At 63.2% G+C, this 14,680-nt stretch carries 15 protein-coding genes; 7 read left to right on the top strand and 8 right to left on the bottom strand.

The genetic code is table 11. The features are described from left to right. The 4 genes from DDF67_RS00295 to DDF67_RS25220 all read left to right on the top strand — a co-directional run. The coding region (locus DDF67_RS00295) for an undecaprenyl diphosphate synthase family protein (protein WP_199229101.1) at nucleotides 1-175 on the top strand (175 nt) is incomplete at its 5' end. 73 nt (nucleotides 176-248) lie between these two features. After that, a complete protein-coding gene (locus DDF67_RS00290; RefSeq protein ID WP_109098985.1) occupies nucleotides 249-620 on the top strand; it encodes a hypothetical protein in 372 nt (123 codons plus the stop codon). Between the two features lie 197 nt (nucleotides 621-817). Further along, on the top strand, nucleotides 818-1,357 hold the full coding sequence (locus tag DDF67_RS00285) for a FecR domain-containing protein (RefSeq protein ID WP_158277964.1): 540 nt from the start codon (nucleotides 818-820) through the stop codon (nucleotides 1,355-1,357). Nucleotides 1,358-1,777: 420 nt separating this feature from the next. After that, nucleotides 1,778-2,047: a hypothetical protein gene (locus DDF67_RS25220; protein ID WP_158277963.1), complete on the top strand. Its 270-nt coding sequence runs from the start codon at nucleotides 1,778-1,780 to the stop codon at nucleotides 2,045-2,047. Between the two features lie 12 nt (nucleotides 2,048-2,059). On the opposite strand, the gene DDF67_RS00280 is transcribed toward DDF67_RS25220, so the two are convergent. After that, a complete protein-coding gene (locus DDF67_RS00280; protein WP_109098983.1) occupies nucleotides 2,060-3,016 on the bottom strand; it encodes a glycosyltransferase family 2 protein in 957 nt (318 codons plus the stop codon). 215 nt (nucleotides 3,017-3,231) lie between these two features. On the opposite strand from DDF67_RS00280, the gene DDF67_RS00275 reads away from it, so the two are divergent. Beyond that, entirely contained in the window at nucleotides 3,232-4,227 is a 996-nt protein-coding gene (locus DDF67_RS00275) for a polysaccharide pyruvyl transferase family protein (protein ID WP_109098982.1), read from the top strand. Nucleotides 4,228-4,546: 319 nt separating this feature from the next. On the opposite strand, the gene DDF67_RS00265 is transcribed toward DDF67_RS00275, so the two are convergent. From DDF67_RS00265 to DDF67_RS00240, 6 genes are all read right to left on the bottom strand, one after another. Continuing rightward, entirely contained in the window at nucleotides 4,547-5,119 is a 573-nt protein-coding gene (locus DDF67_RS00265) for a sugar transferase (RefSeq protein WP_146197919.1), read from the bottom strand. Nucleotides 5,120-5,831: 712 nt separating this feature from the next. Beyond that, a complete protein-coding gene (locus DDF67_RS00260; RefSeq protein ID WP_109098979.1) occupies nucleotides 5,832-6,818 on the bottom strand; it encodes an NAD-dependent epimerase/dehydratase family protein in 987 nt (328 codons plus the stop codon). Nucleotides 6,819-6,855: 37 nt separating this feature from the next. After that, on the bottom strand, nucleotides 6,856-7,632 hold the full coding sequence (locus tag DDF67_RS00255) for a WecB/TagA/CpsF family glycosyltransferase (protein ID WP_109098978.1): 777 nt from the start codon (nucleotides 7,630-7,632) through the stop codon (nucleotides 6,856-6,858). Continuing rightward, the gene (locus DDF67_RS00250; RefSeq protein WP_109098977.1) at nucleotides 7,629-8,762 is read right to left on the bottom strand and encodes a glycosyltransferase family 4 protein; all 1,134 of its coding nucleotides are present in this window, start codon (nucleotides 8,760-8,762) and stop codon (nucleotides 7,629-7,631) included. Before DDF67_RS00250 ends, DDF67_RS00255 begins: the two co-directional genes overlap by 4 nt. Before the next feature lie 3 nt (nucleotides 8,763-8,765). Next, nucleotides 8,766-9,809, bottom strand: coding sequence for a hypothetical protein (locus tag DDF67_RS00245; RefSeq protein ID WP_109098976.1), 1,044 nt, complete (start codon nucleotides 9,807-9,809; stop codon nucleotides 8,766-8,768). A gap of 302 nt (nucleotides 9,810-10,111) precedes the next feature. Next, nucleotides 10,112-11,362 (bottom strand): lectin-like protein, encoded by a 1,251-nt coding sequence (locus DDF67_RS00240; protein WP_109098975.1) that lies wholly within the window; start codon nucleotides 11,360-11,362, stop codon nucleotides 10,112-10,114. A 185-nt stretch (nucleotides 11,363-11,547) separates the two neighbouring features. Here DDF67_RS00240 and DDF67_RS00235 point away from each other — a divergent pair, with 185 nt between their 5' ends. Together DDF67_RS00235 and DDF67_RS25215 are read left to right on the top strand one after the other, a co-directional pair. Then, nucleotides 11,548-12,600 (top strand): hypothetical protein, encoded by a 1,053-nt coding sequence (locus DDF67_RS00235; RefSeq protein ID WP_146197918.1) that lies wholly within the window; start codon nucleotides 11,548-11,550, stop codon nucleotides 12,598-12,600. A gap of 492 nt (nucleotides 12,601-13,092) precedes the next feature. Then, on the top strand, nucleotides 13,093-14,211 hold the full coding sequence (locus DDF67_RS25215; RefSeq protein ID WP_146197917.1) for a glycosyltransferase: 1,119 nt from the start codon (nucleotides 13,093-13,095) through the stop codon (nucleotides 14,209-14,211). A 2-nt stretch (nucleotides 14,212-14,213) separates the two neighbouring features. Here the strand turns inward: DDF67_RS25215 and DDF67_RS25415 are convergent. Then, nucleotides 14,214-14,680 (bottom strand): M10 family metallopeptidase C-terminal domain-containing protein (locus tag DDF67_RS25415; RefSeq protein WP_408608558.1); only part of this gene is annotated, 467 nt, incomplete at its 5' end.

Here is a 14,680-nt window from a genome sequence, read left to right as displayed (position 1 = left end):
GCACCGGATCTCGAATTTCCTGCTGTGGGAATGCGCCTACGCAGAACTGGTGTTCCAGGATGTGCTGTGGCCTGACTATGGGCCCGAACACCTGGCCGCCGCCGTCGCGGAGTATCGCAGCCGTGACCGGCGCTATGGAGGCATTGCGGCCGATGAGGTCGCCGTCGCTGTCTGAAAGACAAATCGAGCGGATCCCTAGCCGCCCAAAGATCGTTGTTCTTTGAAGGGTGAGGGAAGGCTTTCGGCGGATGATGGGGCACTGGTCTTGGCGTGGCCTGTTTGGTAAGCGCGTAGCGGTTCAACTTGGCGTGCACGCGCCGCGCACGCCGATCGAAACGCTCACCCAGTTGGCGCCGCTGCTGATGCCGGGATGCCAGGTGAATACGCGGCATGATCTTGAGCGCTTGCCGCTGGAACAGCTGGAAGATCTCCATGAACGTCTGCTCGTCGATCTGGGTGCAACCGGCGCTGGCGATATCCGCCGGGATTTGTTGACGGCGCTCTACCCCCTCTTGGTCGATCGGCGCGTCGAAGCTGCGAGCGCGGCGGTTTGCGGCCAGCTTGCTGAAGGCGGTTCGACGCGCTCGCCGCACGATGGGCTCGGGTCCGTAACGCGCTAAGGCTGGTCCGCCGGCCGGCTCGAGCCGTAGGACGGGGCACAGCAAAGGCGCCTAGGCAAGCATTCTGCCTTGCATGCTCGCCAGCATAGATGCGAGCCTGGCGATGCTTGTCCTTCTTGCGCAAGAACCTGGCGCCGGCGAGAATCTGCGAGCGGTCAGCAGTCCCTTTCACCCGACGCTGCAGCCAGGGAGTCGACATGGAATCGTTATCAGGGCCGAGCACCGCTCACGGGCCTTTGCCGGTTCGCTTTTGGATGTCGGCCGCCGGCCTTGCGGTCATCGCCGTTTCCCTGGCGAGCGGCGGCTGCTCCAGATCTCAACCGCCCTCCCCTGGGAAGAGCGTGTACGAGACGGGGCATGACGAGGTTCGCACTGACCAGCTGGCCGATGGCCGTCGCCTCGTTCTTGACCGCGCCAGTCGTGTCAGCGTCAACCAGACTTACGAGGGTGAAGTCCTCAGGCTCGAACAGGGCAGGGCCCGGATCGAAGTGCGTCGACCGGCCGTGATCGAGGCGGGAGACGCGCGGATCGACGCTGCCAACGGCCTTGTGGATCTTGGCTTCACCCCAGACGGAGGGGTCGATGTCACCGCTCGCACGGCGCGCGTCGAGCTGACTACTCCGCGGATCGGCGCGACGGTTCGGCTGCAGCCTGGGGAGCGCCTTGTCTGGGACCGCAGCGGATTGCCAGCGCAAGCCAAGCCCTCAGCCGAGGATTGGACTCGTTCAGCGCCCTGACCTGCCGCTGAACCATCCCGTAAGGCAGGACGATGAAGGTCGCTCCCTCGCAAGTCGAGATCTACGAGGGAGCGACGCCCGTCGCCGAGCCGGGGGATGGCCGTTTCCGGGCGACCCTTGATAAGGTCTGCGGCCCCGTCACACAACAATGCTCTTCGAGGAGCTGTCGAATGAACGCAGGGGCCGAAAACCGCAGCGTGACGTCGACAGAAGCCACGCTGCAACCGGCCAATAACGCTCCTTGCTTCACCGCTCAGCATGGACAGGCGTTAAGGCGCCGCAAGGTTAGGCATTGCAGCTTCGGGCCGTCTCATGCGCTATTATGTCCGCAACTCGGCTGGGTCGCCTTCGTTTTGCCAGGCGGGTCGAAGATGACTGCGATATAAACATGTCGCCTGACCGCCAATGAGGCCCAGACTCGTGAAGCGCTTGATCGCCGCCATCATTACTTTGCTTTGCATAGCCTCTGTCGGTTCGCTTGTCGCTTCCCTGGGCTACGCGATGCGCGGGGAGGGGCAGCGGAGTTTGGCGCTGCTTCTTCTTGGTCTGATGAGCGCCTGCGGCGCATTTCTGATGTTTCCTCAGGGCGCCCGGCACCAGCGACGACGCGCTCGCGGTCGTCCGCATCGGTTCAGCTGGACGTCGCAAGCCGGTTATGTCGACTTCGAAAATCGGTATTATCAGGATTAGGGCGGTGGCGTCTTAGCGCCTGGTGCGCAGTTTGCGCATCGAGGCCAGGCCAGAATGCCAGTGATCGAACCGACCCGGCTGAACGCAGCTCCAGACGGCCGCCCCCGCATACGCCAAACGCTTGGGACGGGTGGGTTCGAGCAGAAACGCATGGACAGCAGCGGCGATCGCCGCCGTCGGCCTGCCCGCGACAATGTAGTTCTTGGCCAGGCGCTGCATTTCGAACGCCAGCAGGCTGCGCTTACGGAGGCGCGGCACAAAACGACCGGCGTAGGTCCAGAAAAGTTCAGCCCGCTGAAGGCGCAGGGTGAGGTCAGGATTTGCGCCTGCGCCCGACATGCTGTTGGGGTGAAGGCGGCGTGTCGACAGCGGCGCGGCAAGGATATGGACCCGGCCTTCAAGTAGGCTTCGCATAAGAAGCAGATGATCCTCTCGGAACCGCAGCCCAGGCTCGAAGCCGCCTAGTCGCTGGAAAAAGCTACGCTTGAACAGCATGGACGAGGTGAACGAATGGATGCGCCCCTTGAGGATCAGTTCGACGAAGCGATCGCGCTCAAGTTTGGCCAAGGTGCTGACGTGGTCGATGCCCCCGTCGGGCCTGGCCGTGCGGCTCTCGCACATCACCAGGTCCAGACCCTCGTCGGCTAGGAAGCATGCGACCTGCTTCTCCAGCTTGTCGTCATCCCAGACATCGTCGACGTCGAGGAAAGCGATGAGCTGAGCGTCCGCCGCCGCCACGCCCGAGTTTCGCGCCACGCCAGGGCCCTGGTTTACTTGAATCAAAACTGTCGCCCCATACGCGGCGGCGCATTCGGCAAGCACCTTTGCGTCGTGAGGATCCGACCCATCGTCAACGATGATGATCTGGTCTGGACGGCGCGTCTGAGCCGCAAGCATGGCCAGCGCCTCAGAAATGAACGCTGCGCCGTTGAAGAAGGGTATGACGACCGCAACCTTCAGTTCCGCCATAAGTCATGATCCTTATTAACACCGACGAGGTCGACGCCGGTCATCAATCCATGCCATGAGGCGCTCTGTCCTCAATCAACCAGATAGCGACGGCAGATGACAAAGCACAGCGTGAACTCCACGCCGGCGTCGGATTGCACGTCAGCCGCGGCAACGTCGCTCAACCATTGAGCGGAATCCGAAGTTTATCATACCGGAAAGGCCCAGCACCCCTGATGCAGGTTCTACACTTCCATGCGGAACACGGTAATTTCGGCGACGATCTCAACGAGAGCCTGTGGCGTAGGGTTCTGGACCCCCGGGTTTGGGACGCGCCCGACACTGTTCTGGTGGGCATCGGCACCATTCTAAACGCCGACCGTCTCAGCAGAGAATCGCTCGGCGACGCCCGCGTCTTCATTCTCGGCTCGGGTGCGGGTTACGGCCGCCTGGCCGCGCCTGAGATCATCGAATCTGCGAAGATCCTGGCCGTCCGCGGTCCGCTGACCGCGGCTCTGGTCAGTCAGCCCGACCGAGCCGCCACGGACGGCGCGGCTCTCCTAGCAACGCTGCCCGAGTGCCAACCGATCGAGCGCGGCCCCCGCGCCGCATACATTCCCCACATCAGTTCGGCGTTGACCGGGGACTGGGCCAAGGTCTGTCAACTCGCCGATCTCGACTATATTGATCCGCGTTGGAGCGTAGAGCGCGTGATCAGCGCCATTCAGCGCGCCGATGTGGTGATTACAGAGGCCATGCACGGCGCGATCCTGTCCGATACGCTCCGCGTGCCGTGGGTGCCGGTCGTGACCTCGCAAAAGATTCTAGACCTCAAGTGGCACGACTGGACCCGCTCATTGGATCTTGTCTATGCCCCCCACTTCGTTGCGCCGGCGCGCGCAAAGCAGGCGCTGGTTCAGATGCGCGCCCGCGCCAAGGCCAAGCCGCCGTCGGGCGTTCCAACCAATGAGGCGTTGTTGGCTGACTTCCGGGCGCGCTACGGGGACCAGGCTCATCGCGGCGGATCCAAACCAAAGGTGCGCGCCGAGCGGCCGGTGGTCGACAAGCTCTTGTCGGCTTTCGACCCTTTGGCCGCCGCGTCGACCGCGCGAGCGCTGCACCGACTCAAGTCAGCGCCGCGCCAGCTCAGCACTGACACGGCGTTCCGCGCCCGTCTCAACCAACTTCAAGACGCCGTCGGCAGCCTGGAACGGGCGGTGATATCTGACTAGCGAGTATTTCGCCGCAAACAGCCTCGCGCGCGGCCGATAAAGCCGCACGTTTTGCCGCCCGCGTCAAAAACAACGCGACGTTTTGGCGCGCGCGTTCGATTTTACTTTGCTTGAAGGGAGAATGTTGCAACCCTGGCCGCTCCCGAACGTATCTCAAGCGTGTGTGGAGTACGTTTTTGACGGTTGGGAGAAAAAGAGGTTTGTGATGGCTTACATATCCCATCGCCGCGAGCGGTTAACCATCAGCCCTGGCATGTTTCGCCTTGCGGCGATCGCCCTCAACATCGCCCTTTGGGCCGGCGTCATCGTTGTCGCCCGCCTATTCTTCTCGTGAAGCGATTTGTCCGAACGCAACGAGCCGACTTGCCATCAACCGCAAGTCGCCTAGCAAGCTCCAGTTCTGGATATAGTCGGCTTCGGATTTGGCCGCCGTTCGCACGGTCAGAAGATTGATCGTCCCGTCGTAGGGTCCGATCAATCCAGGCCGAACTTGGTAGCGCCTGGCGAACTCGGGCGCGACGCTGCGCAAAACAGCTTCCCGTTCCGCGTCGACCGCGACAGGTCCGACCATCGACATCTCGCCGGCCAGCACATTGAAAGCCCCTGGCGCCAGGCACAAGCCGGTGTCACGGCATATCGCCAGCTCCGCCAAATCCGGCATGAGCATCACCCGTGAGAAACCGCGCTGACCCTTCCCAAGAACTTGGACCTTGATGAGCCCGGACCGGCCGTATGCGATCCTCGCATAGGCCAGAAGCAGCAATAGCGTCGGGGTCCAGAACAAGAGCAGAGCCGCGGCGATCGCGATGTCAAAAGCTCTCTGATAGGGTCGCGCCGCTGTGCCCATATCGGCCGCGGCAGGCGGACGACGGTGACTGGTCCGGGTGAGCAATTGACGTTTCCCCCGATTGGTTTGCCGGTTGTGCCCCCGGCGGATGTTGAAGTCCGAAATCGTGGTTTCGTTCCGGCTATTGATCAATAAGTGTGCATGTTGCCCGTCTGGTGCATGGCGCCTGGGCCGACGCTCACATCTGGTCGGCGCGATGGCCCGCGCTGACGCGCCAGAATTCGCCGAGCCTCCGCGATGAGCCGCTCATCCCCGCTCGCTTGATCCAGATGCACAGGGACGACCGCGCCGTGGCGCCGTTCCAGCTCCGCGCAAAGGCACAGAGCTTCAACCTGAATCCAACGCTCACCCCGCTCGCGCCTGCGCATTCTTCCCCCGTCAACCGGCCACCTGCGTCATTTCGGCTCGCCTAGGCGCGCCGAGTGTCAGGCTTGCAGCGTGTGTGCCAGCTGGGAGGCATTATGACACAAAAGCAGAGAACGTCGTTCGCTAACTGTGGTCGCGTGAAAGATTCTTTCGCCGTTGGCCCACTTGCAGACAGGGGCTGCTCTACTTTCGCGAAAGCGAAGTGTTTTCTTCCCGACATAGGCCGCGCGGATGGGCGGCGCGGGGAGGGGAGGGGGGACATCGCCAAGGACGTCACGACCGGCCTCAACCGCTCGACGTTGCCGGCCCATGCTGTCTGCGGCCGCATCAGCGAGGCAGGCGCAAAAACGCCGCCGCCCGGAGGCGGCGGCGATGCGCAGCTCAGCTTTGATCAGGCCTGAATGAAGCGCTGGCGATACCACGCCACGAACCGGGACAATCCATCGGCCAGGCTCGTCGTCGGGCTCCATCCGAAGTCAGACTGCATCTTGCCGATATTGGCGTAGGTGGAGACCACATCTCCCGGCTGCATGGGCAACATGATCTTTTTGGCCTCGATGCCGATCTCGCGCTCGAGGATGGCGATCATGTCACCCAGCTGCTCGGGATTATGATTGCCGATGTTGTAGATGCGGTTGGCCGGTTCGGGCGGTGGGTTGTCGAGCGTGGCGATCACGCCCGCGACGATGTCGTCGATATAGGTGAAGTCACGGCGCATGGCCCCCTGGTTGAAGACCTTGATCGGCTCGCCGGCGAAGATCGCCTTGGTGAATAGCCAATAGGCCATGTCCGGTCGCCCCCAGGGCCCGTAGACCGTGAAGAACCTCAGTCCGCTTTGCTTGATTCCATAGAGGTGGGAGTAGGTCTGCGACATGAGTTCGTCGCAGCGCTTGGTCGCCGCATAGAGCGATATGGGACTATCCACGGCGTCGGTTTCGCTGAACGCGCCCTCGGCGCGATTGCCGTAGACCGAGCTTGAGGAGGCGTAGACCAAGTGCTTGATCCGCCCCTCCGTGGCGCGCACGGCCTCGAGCACCCCAAGATGGCCAGATAGGTTGGAGTCGAGATAGGCGAAGGGCGCGTCGATCGAGTAACGCACGCCGGCCTGCGCCCCCAGATGCACGACGCGGTCGACGTCTGGAGCCGTGATCAGCGCTTTGACGGCTTCGCGATCGGCCAAATCGCCCTCGACGAAGGTGAACCGATCCGCCTCCGCCATACCGGCCAGCTCAGCCAGCCGGCCATGCTTGAGGGCAGGGTCGTAATAGGGATTGAGATTGTCGAACCCGACGACGCGCTCGCCCCGTCGCAGCAGGGCTTGGGTCAGGTGAAAGCCGACGAAACCGGCTGCGCCGGTGACGATAATGGTGCCTGGCATATGTCGTTTTGCTCGCGAGGGGGCGGGAAAGGGAGGGTTAGGTGGCGCGGCCCGAACGGAAAGCCATCAGATAGGTTGAATGGACATTGGTGGTCAGGTAGCGCCACAGCAGACGCCGCGGCTCCAGGGCCGCGCGCCAAGCCCACTCAAGACCGGCCTTCTGAAGGAAAAGCGGCGCGCGAGCGCGCTCGCCGGCGAGGAAGTCAAACAATCCCCCGCAGGTCCGCACCCAGGTCACTCGAGGCAACAGGGTCTTGAAGCGGTGAGCGACAACGACCTGCCGCGGATTGCCGACGGCCAGCCAGAGTACGTCGGCTCCTGAAGCCGCAACCTGCTCAGCGATGGCCGGTATTTCCTCGTCCTTGAAGTAGCCATTGCGCCGGCCTACGACCTGAAGCTTTGGGTACATCTCCCGGACCCGGGCGACGGCGCGTTCGTTGGCTTCCTCGGTGGCGCCGATCATGTAGAATTTCAGACCATGCTCGGACGCCGCGCGGGCTGCATCGTGGAACCAATCAGTGGTGGAGACGCGCTCGGGAATGGCTTCGCGGCCTCTCCAGCGCGAGGCCTTGACCACCGACATGCCGTCGGCGGCGACGTGATCGGCCGCCAACACGGCTTTGCGATAGACTGGATCGGTGGCGAACAGGGAAACGACCTGCCCATTGGCGGTTGTCACGACCTTTGGGCGACCGTGCCCACTGCCGATTGCGCGCCAGTCGCTGAGCAACTGCTCGCACCACTCGCCGGCGCTGAGGCGTTCGACCGGAATGCCGCCAATCACCACTTTTGTGCGTCCAAGAACATTTGTCATGCTCGGACCTCCTCAGCCAGAACCTTTTCGAAGCCGTCGATCATCGCTTTCAGGCTGAAGCGCCGTTCCACAACAGCCTTGGCCATAGCGCCCAACGCCGCGCGACGTTGCCCGCTGGAGATGACATCCTTGATGGCCGGCGCCCAGGAGGCCGGCTCGTCGAGCTTGCACAGAACCGCCGCTTCGGTCCCATCGATGTCGCATACCGTCTCGCGCTGCTCGGGGATGTCGCTGACGATGATCGGCAGACCCGCGTGCATGGCTTCCAAGACGGCGTTGCTCTGCCCTTCGTACAGGCTTGGCTGGATGAAAACGTCGCAACCGGCGAGCAAGGCGGCTGCTCCGGCGCGATCGACATTACCCAGGAAACGAACCCGTTGGGTGAGGTTTAGCGCCTTGACCTTGTCCTCGAGCATCGGACGCTCCTCGCCGTCGCCCGCGACGACCAGGAAGGCGCCCGGGGTCTCGGCTATACGTTCAAGCAGGAAGCTGTAGTTCTTCTGGCGTTTCATCCGGCCCAGGGCAAGGATGAGGATCTCGTCCTGAGGCAGGCCGAACTGCGTCCTCACCGCCGAACGATCGAGCCGGGAGGGCGACCATTCGATGCCGTTGTGAACCACGGAAAGTTTCCTGCGGTAGGCGGCGGGATAGCTGTCGAACGAGTCTTTCACCGCGCCCGAGACGCAAACGATCTGATCATAAAGGCCGATCGTGCCCCAGACGCGGTCAAGCGCGCGCATGAGCTTACCAAAGGTGGGCCCAGGCGCTCTTTGGGAGGCGATTCTTATGGGCACTCCTGCGAGGAAGGCCGCCATCGCTCCCATCACGGTGCCCAGGGGCATGAAGCATATGACCGCATCGGGCTTCTCGCGTCGTAGCTCGCCCAGCAGCATGGCGAAAGCCTTCAGATAGCCTTTGGCTCCAAGGCGGGGGCTCCGGATCAACGCCTTAACGTGGGGATCGCCCTCGAAGGCCGAGGCTTCCTGATAGAGGAAGCGGACCTCGACTTGATGGCCGCGGGCGCGCAACTGCCGCGAAAGCCGAACCAACGCCTCCTGGGCGCCGGCGACGTTCATGAACGAGGCGATCGATACGATCTTAAGCGGGCGCAGCTGAAGGGCCTTGTGCATGGGTCAGATCCATCCAGCGCGCTTGATGATGTCGATGGGCGCGATACCCAACGGAGCAAGCTCGGCTTGACCCAGGATGAGGGCCGCCTCGTGCTGGGTCGCTAGTGCGCCGGGAAGTTTGTGCAGCGCATATCCGCCGTTCAGGTGCGTTTCGAAGAAGCGCGCGATGTCATCGATGAACGCCGCGGCGCGCGCCTTTTGCTGATCAGGCAGGTCTGGCCCGTCAGCCGAGGTCCGAATGATCTGGACGATGTCGAAGTCCAGACAATAGGGCGCCGCCTCAATGAAGGGCTGATTGTGCGAAACGGCCACGGATCGCTCAAACAGCGGGGCGGCGGCCTTATAGGGCAGTCGGCCAGTGGCGTAATTGACCCAATGCAGGTGGACGATGCCGCCGACATCGCCCGCATCGGGATCATGCCTGAGCCGATAAAGGGCTCGGAAGCCTTTTTGCACGAGATCGCTCTTGTAGCATTTGAGCAGTCCCGTGCGTGGATCGATGAGGCTGTCGGCTGCCTTGAGCACCGAATCAACCGCAGGCACGCCGCGCCGTTCGGCGCCGGCGGGATCCAAGGCCCACAGTGAGAGTACGATCGACGCCGAACCGCCGATCCAATGGCTGACGCGCCAGCTGTGGTGGCTCCACTTCTTAGGCCACTTGGGCCGAGCGTCAGCATCGAGCAGGTCCGAAATCTTCCAACCGTCGACCGCAAAGAGCGGCCGGGCGACCAGAAGGTCGTGACTCAAGAGCAGCCGCAGCGCGCCGAGCGCGTAAGCCGTAAGATGGACATTCGCCGAGGGAGCGTCCGGTGCGGCCGCGTTCAAACCCCCAGCAAGCCGCCAACGACGAGCGTGGTCCCAGAAGGCCTGAGCCCCATCGGGGCCGATAAGGCCGGTTTGTCCAATAAGCTCTAGCGTGTAGACGACGTCGCACGCGTCCTGCAACGCTAGATTAGGCGCTGGGCGGCCCTTAACAAGCAGTTCCAGGGCCGAATGGTGATGTTCCTCGAGGTAGTCCAGAAAGCGTCGATGAGGCGCAACTGTCATTAACCGTCTTCCGATTTTTGGGCGCGACCGATTTACTGCGTTGGCAGAGCCGGCCGTCGGGCACTTCGAGGATCGCGGCCCTTTATACACAGACGCCATGTTGGCACAACGCTGTGACAGCACGGCGAATCCGAAGGATTATTGATTTACCGTGAGGTTCTTTGCTCGCCGGGCAATCAATTCTTGCGCGAGGCGCCCGCTTGTGCGGCCGCGAGAGGCTTAACGCTTACCTTCAGGTGCTTGCCAGCAGGCCGCCGCGGTTGGACGCAGACTACGGCCTTGTGGCGCGAATCTTCGCCGGCTCAGAGCAGCCAGAAGCCCGACAGATCGGAGAACGCGCCCTTTATCGAGGCGATCGCTACGAACTCATCTCCGCCGCCATCGCTATCGATGGCGATTTGCGTATAGCCGTTAGTGCAGGTTACGCGCAAAAAGCCCTCTGCGAGCGGATCACCGACCGTCGCGTTGAACAGCGCCGACATGTCCAGCTTGTCACCCGCTGTGAGGTCGTTGATCCTCGCAAAGCCCCCGGTGCTGAACACGAACAGGTCGCCGCCTGCGCCTCCGGTCGCCTCAGCCTGACCTCGAAAAATGAAGGTGTCGGCCCCCGCGTCGCCCAGGAGGACGACCTTGCGCCCGGCTTCCGCCACAAGGATATCATCGCCGCGTCCGCCCGCCGCGTAGGCGAGCGGCGTCAGCTTGTCGTTCCCGCCGCCGCCGGAAAGCCGCTCGACACCAGAAAGGACGTCGTCGCCCGATCCGCCGATCAGTTCCCGCGTGCTGACGATATCGCGCCCGCTCGCTCGGCTGGACACCGTGACTGCGCCGAACGGACCGGCGCTGGTGGTCAATCCTTCGCTCGCATGCTCGTAGCTGACCCGGCCCTGGAAGGTGGTGAGCCAGTCCTCGTCGCCATCGATGGCGGCCTTGATTACGCCGTTGGCGAGGGTGATGTCATCGCGACCGTCGCCGTCGAAGGCGGTTGTGAAGACGAGGCTCGACGAAAGCACGTAATCATCGCCCGCCCCAGCGTCGATGAGGCCGCCGCCCGAAGGCGCGCTCGCCAGTCCTTCATTGTAGTCGGAGTAGAAGTCATCTCCATCGCCCATCAGGATGGTCACGCCGGGAGCCGCGCCCCCGAGCGAGAACCAGTCGCTGAAGGTGGTCCCTTCGACGCGCGAGCCGGAATATTCCATCAGGAAGGCTGAGACGTCTTCGTAGGGGTCGGCAAGGAAGGGTCCCACCGCAGCGACATAAGCGCTGTCATTGCCAGGATCGGCGTCGCTATTGCTCTCATCGCGAAGCTTCTCCGCCGAGACAGGCGAGCCGTCCATCCAGACCCAGCCAACCCCATTCTTGTGCGCCCCCGTCCAGCTGGGGGTTTCATGAGCGCTGTCGCTGGGGCCCGCCTCCGCCAGGCGCGCCAGGAAGCGCGAGCTTGGACTGCTGTCTTCCTTGAGCAACGAGCCGCCGGCCTTGGACGCCAGAAGCTTTGCCTCTTCCCAACCGATCAGACGCCCGACCTGCACCCAGTTAATGATCCGCGACGCCATGACCTGCCTGCAAAGGTTGAGGTCGCCATGTTGCGCAAACCCCGGGGTGGCGCCAAGCGCATTTCGTGACTGCAATAAACATTGTGCGGCAGCGCTTGCACCACGGTTCCGAGGGGATCGTCGATCATCAAATTGGCAAAATTGCCCAGGATCAGACTCGCAGGTAGGAACGGACGACGGGCTTTATGAAAATTCTTCGCGTTAAGACCGTTGCGGAGTGGCAGGCTGCCTGCGGTGCACAGGGACCGCGCGCGGTGGTGTTTGATCGTGGCGGTTACTACGAACTCGACCGTGAAACCGTCATTGACCATGACGACATCGTCGTTATGGGAGAAACAGCGCCGGAGCCTGTCATTTTTTCGCGTTTTGGCCTGCGCGTTCAGGCCAGCAACGTCACCCTTCGCCATTTGACAGTGCTGCCAGGACCAGGGCCCCGCGCTCAGGATCGTGATGGAATAAGAGTTCTTCCACGTCGCGACAAAACACCGGTGCGCGGGTTTCGCGCCATCAACCTCACCGTGGGGTGGAGCTGCGACGAGGTCTTCAGCTTCGCCCACGGCGCGGTGGAGGACGCTCTTGTCCAAGATTGTATATTCGCTGAGGCGCTGAGGATCGCCGGCGGGACGTCTCACCCTGACTGGACCCACCCCAAGGGCGCCCACTCGATGGGCATGCTCATTGGCCGGCGCAATCTCGGCGTGCGTATCGTCTCCAACCTCTTCGCCTTCAACTTTTTTCGCAATCCGGCCGTGCACGTGGCCAGTCAAGCCTGTGTGGTCGGCAACATCATCTACTCGCCCTTTGAGAACGCAGCTCACGTCTATGTCGATAAGGGTCAAGGGCCCCGAGAAGCTGTCTTCTCCGGAAACTGGCTCGTCGACGGCCCTAAGCTCCACGGCAATCGTGTCAGCGCGGCTGTGGCCAAGCCCCAGCCGATGACCAGCGGAACCGTCGAGATTTACGACAATGGACGGGTGATGCTGGATCAGGCCTTGCCTGCTTCCGTGCGGGCGACCATCACCCATTGCGGCGCCCGTCCCACCCTCGCCGACGGATTTTCCGAACGTATTCGACGCGCGGTGTTGGATCGCACCGGCGGGTGGCGCGACGGTCCGGATCTGCCCTGGCCGCCGCCTGGCCCGTCAGAGCCCGACTGGCGCGCCGCGCCTGGAACAACCGGGGCCCTGCTACGCTACGCGGCGCGTCACAACGCCCTGCTTGGCGGCCGCACGCCGTAGGCCGTTCAGCGTTGCTTTACCATGGCTGAGAACCGGCGATTAAGCCCGTTGACGGCATAGCTCACGCATTGACCGTTCGATCGTCGCGCCGTCGCGCTTTCGAGCCGTCGAGGAGGGCTGACTATGGCGCGTGCCGCGAGCGCGAAGAACGAGCTTTCAAGCGCTGGGGCGAACGCGCCAGATGCAAACATCGGCCGCCTGCAGGAAGCAGGACCTGACCACGCGCCTGTGCAATCACAAAGCCGCACCTTGCAAGAAGCGCTCCTTCGAAACTTCGAGACCGAGCAACAGGCCGCTCTTCCGCGACCCTGGCCCGTCGGCATGCGCATGGTCGCCATTTTCGGCGCCGCTGGGGCTCTGTGGGTCGGATTAGCTCTGGCGGTGCGCGCGCTTTAACAAGCCGTCCTTCAAATCGAAGGCGAGACTAGCCGGTCGTCTCGCAACAGGGTAGGGGGCTCTTGGCCGCTTCCCAGCCTTGGTCAAGGACCCGCAATGAGCCTCGCCGCCCAGCCAGCCCGTCCAGATGTCCTCATCCTGCTGCACGATCTGCGCGGCGGCGGCGCAGAGCGCGCCATGCTAAGGCTGGCCGGCGGCATGGCCGCCGCAGGCCGCCGTGTTCATCTGCTGCTCGTCAGCGCTCAGGGCGATTATCTGTCCGAGATACCCCCGGCCGTCACCATGAGCGACCTGGGCGGCGGTTCGGTTTTCGGTGCGATTCCCGCGATCGCCAAGGCCCTCAAGACTTATCAGCCGAGGGCGTTTCTGGCCGCTCTTACTCACGTCAATGTCGCCGCTATCATCGCCGCGGCCCTGGCTGGCTACAGGGGCCGCCTTGTCGTCTCCGAGCGCAATCAGATTTCGGCCAAGGCCGCAGCGGCGAAATCCTTGCGAGAAAAGATCACCTACGCCGTCGCTCCGTGGGCGTACGCGCGGACGGACGGCATCGTTGCGGTCTCCGACGGCGTGGCCAAGGACCTCATCACCTTTGCCCGGCTTCCGGCCGAAATCGTCCACTACGTACACAATCCGGTCTATGATGCAGGGCTCGCCGTTCGCGGCGAGGCCCCGGCCCCGCATCCATGGCTGGAGGATGGCGGGGCTCCGGTTATCATCGCTGTAGGCCGTCTGCACGAGCAGAAAGACTTCGCCACGCTGCTGGCGGGGTTCTTTGAGTTGCGCGCCACGCGGCCAGCGCGTTTGATCATTTTCGGCGAGGGCCCCGAGCGCCAAGCCCTCGAACGGCTGATCTCGGGCTCTGCATTCGCCGCCGATGTCGCGCTCCCGGGGTTTTGCACCAATCCCTTCGCGGCCATGTCGCGAGCCGCGATGCTTGTTCTCAGCTCGCGATGGGAAGGCTTTCCGAACGTCTTGGTCGAGGCGATGAGCTGCGGCGCGGCCGTGGCCGCCACCGATTGCCCGAGCGGGCCGCAGGAAATCCTCGACGGAGGACGCTACGGGCCTCTGGTCAAGGTCGGAGACGCTTCGGGCCTGGCCATGGCGATGAGCGCAGTGCTCGATAACCCTGACGCAGGCCCGATCGCCGCCGAGCGCGCGAAGGTGTTCTCCGTCGAGCGTGCGGCGGCCAGCTACCTCGAGATCCTGCGGGCCTGACCCTAGAACAGGAAATCCTCGGCCTTCAGCAGACTTGGCGTGGCGTTCAGGACGACGATCTCCCCATGGTCGGGGACATGGACGATGGTCGATGTCCCCTGAGCTATGATCTGAAGCTGTTCGAAGGTGACCCCGACGCTTTGAAGATCGAAGCGGTCGACGCCCGCTTCGAAATCAACGACCGTGTCGCTTCCCCAGCCCCCGGCGAACACGAAGCGATCAGAACCGGCGCCGCCGATGAGCCGGTCGTCTCCGCCGGCGCCGGCCAGAACGTCGTCGCCGCCAGAGCCGTTCAGGGTGTCCGACAGGGCCCCGCCGATCAGAGTGTCGGCTCCCGAGCCGGTTACGATGTCGACACGCTCGATATCGACGATGAACGAGCCGCCGCCGATCGCCTGAAGCAGCGAGGGGTTGGTCAGATCCAGGCGCATATTGGCTGTGGTGGTCAGGAAGTCAGCCACCAGACGAT

The sequence above is a fragment of the Caulobacter endophyticus genome (assembly GCF_003116815.1).
Lineage (GTDB): Bacteria > Pseudomonadota > Alphaproteobacteria > Caulobacterales > Caulobacteraceae > Caulobacter > Caulobacter endophyticus.
This window is presented reverse-complemented; position numbering and strand designations above follow the sequence as displayed.

Excerpts from the sequence above, each read along its gene's own strand:
- DDF67_RS00255 (WP_109098978.1), bottom strand. The coding sequence starts at position 7,632 with ATGACAAATGTTCTTGGACGCACAAAAGTGGTGATTGGCGGCATTCCG.
- DDF67_RS00280 (WP_109098983.1), bottom strand. The coding sequence starts at position 3,016 with ATGGCGGAACTGAAGGTTGCGGTCGTCATACCCTTCTTCAACGGCGCA.
- DDF67_RS00245 (WP_109098976.1), bottom strand. The coding sequence starts at position 9,809 with ATGACAGTTGCGCCTCATCGACGCTTTCTGGACTACCTCGAGGAACAT.
- DDF67_RS25215 (WP_146197917.1), top strand. The coding sequence starts at position 13,093 with ATGAGCCTCGCCGCCCAGCCAGCCCGTCCAGATGTCCTCATCCTGCTG.
- DDF67_RS00260 (WP_109098979.1), bottom strand. The coding sequence starts at position 6,818 with ATGCCAGGCACCATTATCGTCACCGGCGCAGCCGGTTTCGTCGGCTTT.
- DDF67_RS00250 (WP_109098977.1), bottom strand. The coding sequence starts at position 8,762 with ATGCACAAGGCCCTTCAGCTGCGCCCGCTTAAGATCGTATCGATCGCC.
- DDF67_RS00285 (WP_158277964.1), top strand. The coding sequence starts at position 818 with ATGGAATCGTTATCAGGGCCGAGCACCGCTCACGGGCCTTTGCCGGTT.
- DDF67_RS00275 (WP_109098982.1), top strand. The coding sequence starts at position 3,232 with ATGCAGGTTCTACACTTCCATGCGGAACACGGTAATTTCGGCGACGAT.
- DDF67_RS00290 (WP_109098985.1), top strand. The coding sequence starts at position 249 with ATGATGGGGCACTGGTCTTGGCGTGGCCTGTTTGGTAAGCGCGTAGCG.
- DDF67_RS00240 (WP_109098975.1), bottom strand. The coding sequence starts at position 11,362 with ATGGCGTCGCGGATCATTAACTGGGTGCAGGTCGGGCGTCTGATCGGT.
- DDF67_RS00235 (WP_146197918.1), top strand. The coding sequence starts at position 11,548 with ATGAAAATTCTTCGCGTTAAGACCGTTGCGGAGTGGCAGGCTGCCTGC.